This window comes from Cellulomonas fengjieae (assembly GCF_018388465.1).
Lineage (GTDB): Bacteria > Actinomycetota > Actinomycetes > Actinomycetales > Cellulomonadaceae > Cellulomonas > Cellulomonas fengjieae.
The window spans coordinates 3,059,309-3,072,136 of sequence record NZ_CP074404.1; the positions used below are offsets into that span (position 1 = coordinate 3,059,309).

Consider the following 12,828-nt stretch of genomic DNA (forward strand, 5'->3'; position numbering starts at 1 on the left):
CCCGGGCTGTGGGCGGCTCGTCGGCCCACGGACGCCGGCCGGCGCCGGCACCGGTCGGTGTCGGCACGAGTTGGGTGTGGGCGTGCGTCGGTGTGGGCACCAGGCGGTGTGGGCACCGGCCGCTAGGCTCGCCGCGAGCTCGACCCACCGATGACGCTCGGCCCACCGACGACGACCGCCCGGAGCAGCATGGACGAGGACCGCACCCAGCACGGCGCACCGACGCGCGGGCTGCGCGAGGCCGCGTTCTTCGACCTCGACAAGACGATCATCGCCACGTCGTCCGCCACCGCGTTCTCCCGACCGTTCCTGGCGCAGGGCCTGCTGACCCGGCGCTCGGTCGTGCGCACCGCCTACGTGCAGCTCCAGTACCTGCTCGGCGGTGCCGACGAGGGCCAGACGGAGCGGCTGCGCGCGCAGCTGTCGCGGATGGTCGTCGGCTGGGACGTCGCCCAGGTGTCGTCGATCGTCGCCGAGACGCTGCACGAGTCCATCGACCCCAAGGTCTACGCCGAGGCCGTCGCCCTCATCGAGGAGCACCACCGTGCCGGCCGGGACGTCGTCGTGGTCTCCGCGTCGGGTGCGGAGGTGGTCGAGCCGATCGCCGAGGCGCTGGGCGCGGACCATGTCATCGCCACCCGGATGGCCGTCCTCGACGGCCGGTACACCGGTGAGATCGACTTCTACGCCTACGGGGAGAACAAGGCGTCGGCCATCCGCGAGCTCGCCGAGGCCCGCGGCTACGACCTCGCCGCCAGCTACGCCTACTCGGACTCCATCACGGACGCGCCCATGCTCGAGACGGTCGGTCACGCGTTCGCGGTGAACCCGGACCGCGCGCTGCGCAGGCTCGCCGTCGAGCGCGGGTGGGGTGCCCTGCTGTTCGTCCGCCCCGTCCCGCTGTTCCCCCGCCGGGCACGCATCGCCACGGCGGGCGCCGCCGCCGTCGTGGCCGTCGGGCTCGCCGTGACCTGGATCGCCGTCCGCCGCCACCGGCAACGCACCTGAGCCGCCCGGCGCCACCGCCGACGCGCCCGAGCCACCCGGACCCGTCCGCAGTGCGGACGCCGGTCCCAGCATCCGGCGGGCCCGGACGCGTGGCCTGCGCGGTCATTCCGCCGGCTGTCGTCGGCGCCGGAGGTGCGGTATCACGGTCCTGACAGTCGGATGACCTGACGGCACCCACGCGCAGGAGAGCCCACCTATGGGCAGGTCGACCGGGCTGGTCCCGTCGCGACCGACACAAGTGCACGCCTGATCACCATCGGGTCGGCTGTTGGCGACGGCGCCCCACGGGGCGCCGTCGGTCGTCCCTCGACCGGTCCGACGCCGATCACACCGGTCACGCGCCGGTCACGACCCGCTCGGCAGCGACCCGGCCAGCACCCCGTCCGCGACCGTGCGGGCATGCGCGGCGCCGGTCACCACGGCGTCGCCGTAGCCCGCCAGCCACGCGGCCACGCCCGCCGGGGACCCGGTCGCGAACCCCGCGGCCGCGCCGAGGTACGGGTTCAGCGCCGCGGCCCACGCGGCCTCGGTGACCAGGGACCCGGTCGGGTCCAGCCCGCGCACGGTGAGCAGGAGGCGGGCCGTCGCGCGCGCCACCAGCCCGTTGCCGCCCGCGAACGGGCGCAGCGCGAGCAGCTCGCCGTGCACCACGGCAGCGAGCACGAGTGCGGGCGCGGTCGACGCCTGCACGGTCCGGCCGAGCAGCTCGATCCGGGCCGCCAGCTCGTCGCCCACGGGTGCCGGGCCGAGCCCCCGCAGGTCACCGGGCTGCTCCGTCGAGCGCAGCCGACCCACGGCCGCGTCGGGCAGCCACCCGCTCGTCGCGGCGACGTGCACCTGCGCGAGCACCTGACCCAGCGGGGGCAGCGCCACGGATCCGCGGTCGCCGAGTGCGGGCATCCACCGTTCGACCAGGGCGGTCGCCCGCAGGGCACCGACGACGACGGGCTCGTCCCCGCCGCCCGTGGCCAGGGCCCGGACCTGCGACAGGGGCACGCGCACGCCCTCGATCTCGCACGACGACCGCGTCGCTCGCAGGCCCGCCTCGGCGCGCACCTCGCGCCACCTCCGGCGGTAGGCCTCGTGCCAGCGCAGCTCCTCGCAGGCCACCCTGGCCCGGTCGACGGCCTCCGCCACCCCCGGGAGCGCGAGCAGCGGGGCGAGGGGGTCCGTCACGCCTGCCACCCTACGAGCGTCGCGCAGGTCACAATGTGCACATGGTCTCCCCGAGCGTCTCCTCCTCCATCACGGCACGCCTGGAGGTCCAGGCGCGGCCGACCGCCGTCAGCGAGCTCACCACGGCGATCGAGAAGGCCGGGGGCATCGTCACCGCCCTGGACGTGACCGCGTCGGGCCACGAGCACATGACCGTCGACGTCACGTGCGCGACGCGCGGCGAGCAGCACGCGGCCGACATCGTCGAGGCCCTCAAGGTCCTGGAGGGCGTGGTCGTCGAGCGCGTCAGCGACCGCACGTTCCTCATGCACATCGGCGGCAAGCTCTCGATCGAGTCCAAGGTCCCGCTGCGCAACCGCGACGACCTGTCCATGGCGTACACGCCGGGGGTCGCGCGGGTCTGCGAGGCGATCGCGGCGCACCCCGAGGACGCCCGCCGCCTCACCATCAAGCGCAACACGATCGCCGTGGTCACGGACGGCACGGCCGTGCTGGGCCTGGGCAACATCGGACCGTTGGCCAGCCTGCCCGTGATGGAGGGCAAGGCGGTGCTGTTCAAGCGGTTCGCGGGGATCGACGCGTTCCCCATCGCGCTGGACACCACCGACGTGGACCAGATCGTGGAGACCATCTGCGCGATCGCGCCGGTCTTCGCGGGGATCAACCTCGAGGACATCTCGGCGCCGCGGTGCTTCGAGGTCGAGCGGCGGCTGCGCGAGCGCCTGGACATCCCCGTCTTCCACGACGACCAGCACGGCACGGCGATCGTCGTCGTCGCCGCGCTGACCAACGCGCTGAAGGTGGTCAAGAAGGACCTCGCCACGGTGCGAATCGTGCTGTCCGGCGCCGGCGCCGCGGGGACCGCGGTGCTCAAGCTGCTGCTCGCCGCGGGGGCCGAGGACGTGGTCGTGGCGGACATCGGGGGCGTCGTGCGTGCCGACCGACCCGGGCTGGACGAGTCGTTGTTCTGGACGGCCTCCGTGACGAACCCGCGCGGCATCGGGGGCAGCGTCGCGGACGCCCTGCGGGACGCGGACGTCTTCATCGGCGTCTCCGCGCCCGATGTCATCACGGGCGACGACGTCGCGACGATGGCGACGGACGCCATCGTGTTCGCGCTCGCCAACCCCCGCCCCGAGGTGGACCCGGACGATGCGGCGCTGCACGCGGCCGTGGTGGGAACGGGCCGCTCGGACTTCGCCAACCAGATCAACAACGTGCTCGCGTTCCCCGGCGTGTTCCGCGGGCTGCTCGACGCGCAGTCGCACCGGATCACGAGCGCCATGCTGCTCGCGGCGGCGTACGCGCTGGCGTCCGTGGTCACGGACGACGAGCTGAACCCGACCTACATCGTGCCCAGCGTGTTCCACCCCGACGTGACCTCGGTCGTCGCCGCGGCGGTGACGAAGGCCGCCCAGACGCCGGTCGAGGTCTAGGCCCAGGTCGCCCGCGCGTACTGCGGCTGCCACGCGGCCGCGTCGGCCACGCCCAGCTCGTGCGCGGCGCGCAGCGGCCAGAACGGGTCACGCAGCCCCTCGCGCCCCAGCAGGACGGCGTCCGCCGACCCGTCGGCCAGCACGGCCTCCGCCTGCGCGGGATCGGTCAGCAGACCGACCGCTGCGACCGGCACGCCGGACGTCTCGCGCACCTCGCGGGCGGCGGGAACCTGGTAGCCGGGCCCGACGGGGATGGTCGCGGGTGCGTTGCCGCCCGTGGAGACGTCGACCAGGTCGACGCCGTGGCCGGCCAGGTCCTTGGCCACCTGGGCGACGTCCCCGACCGTGAGCCCGCCCTCGACCCAGTCCGTCGCGGAGAGCCGGACGAACAGGGGCTTGTCCTCGGGCCAGGCCCCGCGGACGGCGTCGACCGTCTCGAGCAGCAGCCGCGCCCGGTTCTCGAGCGTGCCGCCGTACTCGTCGTCGCGCGCGTTGGACAGCGGCGAGAGGAACTGGTGGAGCAGGTAGCCGTGGGCGGCGTGCACCTCGACCACGTCGAACCCGGCGTCGTCGGCCCGGCGGGCGGCAGCGGCGAACGCCGCGGGGACCTGCGCGATCTCGTCCAGGCTCAGCGCGTGGGGCGTCTCCAGCCCGGGGAACGCGACCGCCGACGGAGCCACGGTCGGCCAGCCGCCCAGCTCCGCGGGCACCGAGCCGCGCCCGTTCGCGAACGGCGAGAACGTCGAGGCCTTGCGGCCGGCGTGGGCCAGCTGCACACCGACCAGCGACCCGCGCTCGTGCACGAAGTCGGTGATCCGGCGCCACTCGGACACGTGCTGGTCGTGCCAGAGCCCGGTGTCCTCCGGCGAGATCCGGCCCTCCGGCGCCACGGCCGTGGCCTCGGCGATCAGCAGCCCGAACCCGCCGGACGCCCGCGAGCCCAGGTGCACCAGGTGCCAGTCGTTCGGGGTGCCGTCGACGGCCGAGTACTGGCACATCGGCGCCAGCCAGGCGCGGTTGGGGAACGTGGTGCCGCGCAGGGTCAGCGGCGAGAAGAGGAGGCTCACGTGCGGTGGCAACCCCGGCGGCCCCCGCGCCCATTCCCGGGCCTTTGGTCCCCCCGGCGCGTCCGGCGCTGCACGACCATGGACGGGTGCTGAGCATCTCCGACGCGGTGGACGCCCAGGCGGCCGCCGCCCGCCACAAGGTCGACCTCCTGGCGACACCCGGACTCCTCCTGGTGCGCACGATGCTGGGCGGCGCCTACATCGGTATCGGCGTGCTGATCATGGCCACCGCGGGCGGTCCGCTCGTCGTCGCCGGCTCGCCGTTCGCCCCGCTGGTGCAGGGTCTGGTGTTCGGGGTCGCCCTGACCGTCGTCCTCGTGGCGGGCGCCGAGCTGGCCACCTCAGCGATGATGATCCTCACCCAGGGTGCCTTGCGCGGCACGGTCGGCTGGAGCCGCGCGGGCCTGACGCTGCTCGCCTGCATGGCGGGGAACCTGGTGGGCGCGATGCTGTTCGCGTTCCTGGTGCACGTCTCGGGGGTCCTGGCACCCGGCACCGCGGGCGGGACGGTCCTGGCGGGGATGGTCGAGCACAAGGCGCACGAGACGTCGCTGCAGCTGCTGGTCCGCGGCATCCTGTGCAACCTGCTGGTGTGCCTCGCCGTGTGGAGCGCGGCGCGGCTGCGCAGCGAGGGTGCACGCATCGCCGTGGTGTTCGGCTGCGTCATGGTGTTCATCACATCCGGGTTCGAGCACGTCGTCGCCAACATGACCACGTTCTCGCTCGGCCTCTACGGGGGCCTGCCGGGCGCCGACCTCGCCGAGATGGCGCGAAACATCGCCCTCGTCGGCCTCGGCAACCTGATCGGCGGCGCGATCCTGGTCGGCGCCGCGTACGCGTACGGCAGCGGCGGACGCCCGGGGACCGGGCCGGTCGGGCAGCCGGACGGCGCCGACGCGGCCGCGCTGACCGGCGACCGGGAGCCGCTGGCAATACCGTGACTCGGACAGCGGTGTCGACCGGCGCCGCCCGAGTCGCCAGCTTTCGAGGAGCACGGATGAGCACCGCCGACCCGCACCGCCCCCGCGGCGCAACCGACCGTCCCGACCCCGTGCCGACGAGCGACGAGAGCCACCCCTCCATCGAGGAGACGACGCCGGCCGGCGACGACTCCCCCGCGCACGAGGTCGCACCCACGGTCGAGACGCTGGACCCGCCGAGCACGACGAGCGCAACGCCGACCACCACGCCGTCCACCGCCCAGACCTCGGCGCCGACCGCGGAGCCCGGCCTGGACACCGGCCGCCACGCCGTGGTCCGACCGGCGCCCACACCTCCCGACGAGCCCGTCGCCCCCGCGCGGTCCGTCGACGAGCCCGCCGACCCGCCCGCGGAGCCCGCCGCTCGGCAGGCCGCCCCCACCGAGACCGTCGCCCCCGCGCCGGACCCGGTCACGACGGCGTCGGAGCCGACCACCACCAAGCCGGCCGCGGAGGACGACGCCCACCTCTTCCCGGACCCGAACGCGCCCCGACGCGCCACGTTCGGCTCGCACGTGCTCGGCGTGCTCGTCGGGCTGATCCTGGCGCCGGTCGGTGCCGGTGTGCTGCTGCTGGGCGAGTCCCGGATCCTGGAGGCCCAGGTGGGTGGCTGGGACGCCTCGACCGAGGTCCTCGGCATCGTGCTGGTGACGCTCGGCCTGCTCCTGCTCGGCTGCGTCCTGCTGCTCGGGCTCTGGACGCCGGCCGTCCCGATCACCGGCGGCGGGCTGCTCACCCTGGCGGGCATCGTCTACCTCTACCTGCCGTCCGTCGCCCGCGACCAGACCCTCGACCTCCTCACATCGTCCGGCTGGCGGGTCACCGTCACGCAGGTGACGGTCGCCGGCACGTCCGGCATGGCGCTCGCCGTCGGCTTCCTGCTGCTGCTCTCCGGGATCGTCACCGCCGTGGCACGGCGTCGCGGGGTGCGGCTCGGGGAGTTCCGCGAGCGCCATCGCGCCTGAGCGAGAACCGCCGGGGGCGCTAGAGTGCGGTCCGGACCGCTGGTCCCCCTGCATCGACGTCGCTGCACAGGAGGTGGTCCCCGTGACCGACACCACGCCAGAGACCCACGAGCCCGGCCTCGAGAACCTGCTCACCGAGGACCGACGCTTCCCGCCGAGCCCCGAGTTCGCCGCCCAGGCCAATGCCCAGCAGGGCCTGTACGCCTGGGCCAACGCGGACCGGGTCAGCTTCTGGGCCGAGCAGGCACGTGAGCTGCTCAGCTGGGAGACGCCGTTCGAGGAGGTCCTCGACTGGTCGAAGGCGCCCTTCGCACGCTGGTTCGCCGACGGGACCCTGAACGCGGCGTACAACGCGGTCGACCGCCACGTCGAGGCCGGGCACGGCGACCGGGTCGCGCTGCACTTCGAGGGCGAGGGCGGTGACAGCCGGGCGTTGACGTACGCCGACCTGCAGCGCGAGGTGTCCAAGGCCGCGAACGCCTTCACCGCCCTGGGCGTCGGCGCGGGCGACCGGGTGGCCATCTACCTGCCGCTGATCCCCGAGGCGGTCGTGACCATGCTGGCGTGCGCGCGCCTCGGCGCCCCGCACTCGGTCGTGTTCGGCGGGTTCTCGGCCGAGGCACTGAGCACCCGGATCAACGACGCGCAGGCCAAGCTGGTCGTGACCGCGGACGGCGGGTACCGCCGGGGAGCGGCCAGCGCGCTCAAGCCCGCGGTCGACGACGCCCTGACCAAGGGCACGCCCTCGGTCGAGCACGTCCTCGTGGTCAAGCGGACCGGTCAGGACGTCGCCTGGAACGACGACGTGGACGTCTGGTGGTCGGACGTGGTCGACCAGGCGAGCGACCAGCACACCCCCGTCGCGTTCGAGGCCGAGCACCCGCTGTTCATCCTCTACACGTCGGGCACCACCGGGAAGCCGAAGGGCATCTTCCACACCACGGGCGGCTACCTCGCCCAGGCCGCGTTCACGCACCGCAACGTGTTCGACCTCAAGCCCGAGACCGACGTCTACTGGTGCACCGCCGACGTCGGCTGGATCACCGGTCACACCTACGTCGTGTACGGACCGCTCATCAACGGCGCCACGCAGGTGATCTACGAGGGCACCCCGGACACGCCGCACCGCGGCCGCTGGTGGGAGATCGTCGAGAAGTACAAGGTCACGATCCTCTACACGGCTCCCACGGCCATCCGGACCTGCATGAAGTGGGGGTCGGAGATCCCCGCCAAGTTCGACCTGTCCAGCCTGCGGGTGCTCGGGTCGGTGGGTGAGCCCATCAACCCGGAGGCGTGGATGTGGTACCGCCGCGTGATCGGCGGCGACCGCACCCCCGTCGTCGACACCTGGTGGCAGACGGAGACCGGCGCCATCATGATCAGCCCGCTGCCCGGCGTCACGGAGACCAAGCCGGGCTCCGCGCAGGTGCCGCTGCCCGGCATCGCGGCGGACGTCGTGGACGACGAGGCGAACCCCGTCCCCGACGGCGGCGGCGGCTACCTCGTGCTGACCGAGCCGTGGCCGTCGATGCTGCGCGGCATCTGGGGCGACCCCGACCGGTACGTCGACACGTACTGGTCCCGGTTCAAGGGCCTGTACTTCGCGGGCGACGGGGCGAAGAAGGACGCCGACGGCGACATCTGGCTGCTCGGGCGCGTGGACGACGTGATGAACGTGTCCGGCCACCGGCTGTCGACCACGGAGATCGAGTCCGCTCTCGTGTCCCACCCGTGGGTTGCGGAGGCCGCGGTGGTCGGCGCCGCCGACGACACGACCGGTCAGGCCGTGGTCGCCTTCGTCATCCTGCGCGGCGACGCGGGCGGCGGCGACCAGGAGGCCGACGCCGTGCAGACCGAGCTGCGCAACCACGTGGCCAAGGAGATCGGCGCGATCGCCAAGCCGCGGCAGATCCTCGTGGTCGCGGAGCTGCCCAAGACGCGCTCGGGCAAGATCATGCGCCGCCTGCTGCGGGACGTCGCGGAGAACCGGACGGTCGGCGACGCGACGACGCTCGCCGACTCGTCGGTCATGGACCTGATCGCCCAGGGTCTGTCGGCGCCGGGGGCGAAGCAGGAGGACTGAGCTCGTCGGCGGGCGCCGTCGCCTCGGCGGCGGCGTTCGCCGGGCTCTGCGCCAGCACGACGCAGCCCGCCAGCGCGAGCAGCGTGCCCACCACGGCGGCCAGCACCCACCCGTGCCGCACGGTGTCACCCAGGACGGCGATGCCGACGATCGCGGGCACGACGACCTCGATCACCGACTCCGCGGCGGCCGCCGAGCCCACCGGGCCCCGTTCGAGCGCCCGCAGGTACGCGACCGCGCCGACCGCGCCGGACACCACGATGACCAGGGCCAGCGGCTGCAGGACGACGTCGAGCAGGCCCCCGGCCCCGTGCGCGGCGCGGGCGGCCACGGCGGCCCCCGAGTAGCCGAGCCCCGCGATCGCCGCGAGCAGGAGGGGGTGCCCGCGCCGGTAGGCCGCCGCGAGGGCGACCACGAGCACGCCCGCGGCGACCAGCATCGCCGGCGTGAACCCGGCGGGCGCCGCCACGGCCGGCTGGTCACCGCCGGCGAGCGCCAGGACGACGAGCGAGCCGACCACCACCGCCACGGCGACCGCGTCGACGGGTCGGATCCGCGTGCCCAGCACGAACCGGGCGAGGACCACCACCACGACGAGTGACGAGGCGATCAGCGCCTGCACGACGAACAGCGGCAGCCGGTGCAGGGCCACCAGGGAGAGCAGCCACGCCAGCCCGTCGATCACGAGCGCCGCGACCACCAGCGGCTGCCGGACGACCGCCAGACCGGCCGCCCGGCGCGCGGCCACGGCCTGCATGATCGTGCTCACGCCGTACGCCACCGAGGAGACGGCCGCCGCGCAGAGGGCGAGGATCATGTGGGTGCCCCGAGCGCGCCGAGGAACCGGCCGATGACCGGGAACTCCGTCACGCCCTCCGCGCCGGCCATGACGAGCGCCTGCGTCGCGACGAACTCGGCCGAGTCGACCACCACGTACCGCGGCACCCAGCCCGGGTCGAACTTCCCGTTGAAGGTGCTCAGCGACTCCATCTGCAGGTCTTGCGACAGCCGTTGCACGAGGGGTCGGCTCAGCTGCTCCAGCCGCGACACGTGCTCCGACTCGCCCTCGAGCACCTCGCGCAGCACGGCGAAGTTGAGCCCCAGCCCTCGCTCGCCGCGCTCGGCCAGGTGCCGGATGGTCGCCACGATCGTCGCGTCGATGAGGCCGTTGGGCAGGCCCTCGATATCGGTCCGGCGGCGCATGACGTCCAGCGACCAGCCCTCGATCGCCGCCGCGGGCACCCACTGGCAGAACGCGTCGACCCGGCCGTCACCGTCGCGGGTGACCGACAGCAGCAGGCCGGTGTCCGCGGGGTCGAACAGCCGGGACAGGGTCATCGAGAACCCACGCTCGGCCGGTCCGCGGCGCGACTCGTCGCTCATCGCTGTGATGGCGGCCCGCAGCTCCGGCTCGAGCCGGGTCGGGTCGTGGAACGTGGTCACGTACCCGGTGCGCTCCACCCGGTTGACCGCCTGCCGGAGCGCCTTGTGCGAGTGGCCGGCAAGGGTGAACGACGGGCAGTCGACGATCGCCTCGTCACCGAGGTAGAGGCTGCGCAGGCCGCTCGACTCGTAGTGCGGCACCCAGTCGGCGGCGGCGCCGACCACGGCGACCGACCAGCCGAAGTCGTCGGCGTGGTCCAGGAACTCGGCCCACGTCTGCGCCCGTTCCTCGACCGGGCCGACCGGGTCGGGCGAGACCAGGCAGACGCCGCCGCGCACGGAGTGCGCCACGACCGACGAGCCGCAGAAGAACCAGTCCTTGTCGTCGCGCAGCGCGAAGTAGTCGAGCGTGCCGTCGCCGTGCCGCCGGACCACCTGCCGCGCCCGCTCGCGCTCGTCACGGTGGTCGGCGGGACCGAGGCGCACCGGCCGATGGGGCGAGAACAACGACCAGAGCAGGGCGACGACCGACACCACCGCGAGCGCGTAGGTCAGGGGGGCGAGCAGGCGTCCGAGCCGGTCGACCTGCTCGTCGGAGGGCGTGGTCACCAGCACCCAGAGACCCACGCCGACGGCGAGGACGACGAAGAACACGGTGGCCGCGACCACGGCGACGACCGCCCGCCGCACCGCGACCCGCGTCGGGATCACCGGGAACGCCGACGACTGCGCCGCGAGCCAGACGAGCGCCGCCGCCACGGCGAGCGCTGCGACGAGGTCGAGCCCCTTGGCCAGGTGGGTCACCAGCGCCGCCGCCAGGGCGACGATCGTGGCGACCCAGGCGAGCCGCTGGCCGCGCCGGAGCCCACGGGCGGTCAGCAGCAGGACCAGGGACGTGAGCACGAGCGTCGGCCGGGAGGCGTGCGCGACGAGCTCGGGGACCACACCCGTGACGAGCCCGATCCGCTGCCGGAGCGGGTCGACCAGCGCCGAGAGCAGACCGACGACCGCCAGGACGAGGACGACCCGGGAGGCGAGCCCCCGGACGCGCGCACGCCGACGTTGCTCCTCCACGGGCGTCCGGGCGGCCCGCGGCGACCGGACGCGGCTGGCCGTCATCCAGCCAGTGTGCTGGATCGGCCCCGCCCGGGCACGGCAGGGGGCGGGGGCGGTGTGAAGCGTTTCGGCGCGTGGAGAGCGCGTACCCGACCTGGTTGTGTGACCACGCACCCGCCCGTCGACCGGCCGGCGGAACGGCGGGTGGGTGCACTCCACACACGTCGCCCGCGCCCTGCGCGGTCTTCTCCATGCCCACGGAACGAGGAAGTCCCATGAGGTCTCGCAGGTCCCTGCTGTCCGGCGCCGTCCTGGCCGCCGCCGTCGTCGCGCTCGGTGCGACGTCGCTGATCTCCACGGCCGCTCAGGCCGCCACGCCCCCCGGTCTGCACGTGTCCGGCACGCAGCTGGTCGAGAAGGACGGCACCCCGTTCGTCGCCCGCGGTGTCAGCCACGCGCACACCTGGTACACGTCGCAGACCGCGACCGCCATCCCCGCGATCCGCGCGGCCGGTGCCAACGCCCTGCGCGTCGTGCTGTCGGGCGGTGACCGGTGGACCAAGAACGACGCCGCGGACGTCGCCTCCGTCATCGCCCTGTGCAAGGCGAACAAGCTCATCTGCATGCTCGAGAACCACGACACCACGGGCTACGGGGAGCAGAGCGGGGCCGTCACGCTCGACACGGCCGCCAACTACTGGGTGAGCATCGCGTCGGTGCTCAAGGGCCAGGAGGACTACGTCCAGATCAACATCGGCAACGAGCCGTTCGGCAACAACGCGACGACGAACGCCACCTGGGCCTCCGCCAGCTCTGCCGCGATCGCCAAGCTCCGCGCGGCCGGTCTGCACCACAACATCGTGATCGACGCGCCGTCCTGGGGTCAGGACTGGGCCGGCATCATGCGCGACAACGCCGCCACCGTCGCCGCCTCCGACCCGGACAAGAACATCCTGTTCTCGGTGCACATGTACGGCGTCTACAACAACGCCTCGACGATCAACGCCTACCTCGACGCCTTCGCCTCGAAGGGCCTGCCGCTCGTCATCGGCGAGTTCGGCAACATGCACTCCGACGGCGACCCCGACGAGGACACGATCATGGCCGAGGCCGTCGAGCGCGGCATCGGCTACTACGGCTGGTCCTGGTCCGGCAACGGTGGCGGCGTCGAGTACCTCGACATGGTCACCGGCTTCAACCCGGCGCAGCTGTCGCCCTGGGGCACCCGGATCTTCAACGGCCCGAACGGGATCAGGGCCACGGCGGTCACGGCGAAGATCTACGGCGGTGTCCAGCCGACGACGCCGGCGCCGACCACCCCGGTGCCGACCACGCCCGCGCCCACGACCCCCGCGCCGACCACGCCGCCGCCCACCGGCGGGTGCACCGCGTCCCTGCAGGTGAGCAACACCTGGCCCGGTGGGTACCAGGCGTCCGTCACCGTGCGGGCCGGCGCCACCATGATCAGCGGCTGGAAGACCGCGCTGACCCTGCCCGCGGGTGGCACCGTGCAGAGCGGCTGGTCCGGCACCTACACGCAGTCCGGCACCGCGCTCACGGTGTCCAACGCCGCCTGGAACGGGCTGCTCGGGGCCGGCGCCAGCACCACCTACGGCTGGGTGGGCGCCGGCGCGCCGCCGACCTCGTCGGTGAGCTGCACGGTCGGCTGACCGC

Annotated in this window: 10 protein-coding genes; 6 read left to right on the forward strand and 4 right to left on the reverse strand. The window is 73.8% G+C overall.

Features of this window, described 5'->3' with window-relative positions; all coding sequences use genetic code 11:
• Positions 1 to 189: 189 nt before the first annotated feature.
• Complete coding sequence (locus KG102_RS14150) at positions 190 to 1,008, forward strand: HAD family hydrolase (protein WP_208288322.1); 819 nt, start codon at positions 190 to 192, stop codon at positions 1,006 to 1,008.
• Between the two features lie 345 nt (positions 1,009 to 1,353).
• Here the strand turns inward: KG102_RS14150 and KG102_RS14155 are convergent, their stop codons facing one another.
• The gene (locus tag KG102_RS14155) at positions 1,354 to 2,184 is read right to left on the reverse strand and encodes a Fic family protein (RefSeq protein ID WP_249667335.1); all 831 of its coding nucleotides are present in this window, start codon (positions 2,182 to 2,184) and stop codon (positions 1,354 to 1,356) included.
• Between the two features lie 41 nt (positions 2,185 to 2,225).
• Here KG102_RS14155 and KG102_RS14160 point away from each other — a divergent pair, with 41 nt between their 5' ends.
• Positions 2,226 to 3,620 (forward strand): NAD-dependent malic enzyme, encoded by a 1,395-nt coding sequence (locus KG102_RS14160; RefSeq protein WP_208212469.1) that lies wholly within the window; start codon positions 2,226 to 2,228, stop codon positions 3,618 to 3,620.
• Here KG102_RS14160 and KG102_RS14165 read toward each other — a convergent pair.
• Complete coding sequence (locus KG102_RS14165) at positions 3,617 to 4,687, reverse strand: NADH:flavin oxidoreductase/NADH oxidase (RefSeq protein WP_208212471.1); 1,071 nt, start codon at positions 4,685 to 4,687, stop codon at positions 3,617 to 3,619. The genes KG102_RS14160 and KG102_RS14165 overlap by 4 nt on opposite strands.
• 86 nt (positions 4,688 to 4,773) lie before the next feature.
• Between KG102_RS14165 and KG102_RS14170 the strand changes: the two genes are divergently transcribed.
• From KG102_RS14170 to acs, 3 genes are all read left to right on the forward strand, one after another.
• Positions 4,774 to 5,628 (forward strand): formate/nitrite transporter family protein, encoded by an 855-nt coding sequence (locus tag KG102_RS14170; protein ID WP_208288321.1) that lies wholly within the window; start codon positions 4,774 to 4,776, stop codon positions 5,626 to 5,628.
• Positions 5,629 to 5,684: 56 nt separating this feature from the next.
• The gene (locus KG102_RS14175; RefSeq protein WP_208288320.1) at positions 5,685 to 6,632 is read left to right on the forward strand and encodes a hypothetical protein; all 948 of its coding nucleotides are present in this window, start codon (positions 5,685 to 5,687) and stop codon (positions 6,630 to 6,632) included.
• Between the two features lie 82 nt (positions 6,633 to 6,714).
• Positions 6,715 to 8,715 (forward strand): acetate--CoA ligase, encoded by a 2,001-nt coding sequence (gene acs / locus KG102_RS14180; RefSeq protein WP_208212477.1) that lies wholly within the window; start codon positions 6,715 to 6,717, stop codon positions 8,713 to 8,715.
• Here acs and KG102_RS14185 read toward each other — a convergent pair.
• Both KG102_RS14185 and KG102_RS14190 read right to left on the reverse strand, forming a co-directional pair.
• Positions 8,660 to 9,532: a hypothetical protein gene (locus KG102_RS14185; protein WP_208288319.1), complete on the reverse strand. Its 873-nt coding sequence runs from the start codon at positions 9,530 to 9,532 to the stop codon at positions 8,660 to 8,662. The genes acs and KG102_RS14185 overlap by 56 nt on opposite strands.
• Complete coding sequence (locus KG102_RS14190) at positions 9,529 to 11,217, reverse strand: bifunctional lysylphosphatidylglycerol flippase/synthetase MprF (protein WP_208288318.1); 1,689 nt, start codon at positions 11,215 to 11,217, stop codon at positions 9,529 to 9,531. The genes KG102_RS14185 and KG102_RS14190 overlap by 4 nt, the downstream gene beginning before the upstream one ends.
• Positions 11,218 to 11,429: 212 nt before the next feature.
• Here KG102_RS14190 and KG102_RS14195 point away from each other — a divergent pair, with 212 nt between their 5' ends.
• Positions 11,430 to 12,824, forward strand: coding sequence for a cellulase family glycosylhydrolase (locus tag KG102_RS14195; protein WP_208288317.1), 1,395 nt, complete (start codon positions 11,430 to 11,432; stop codon positions 12,822 to 12,824).
• Positions 12,825 to 12,828 lie beyond the last annotated feature (4 nt).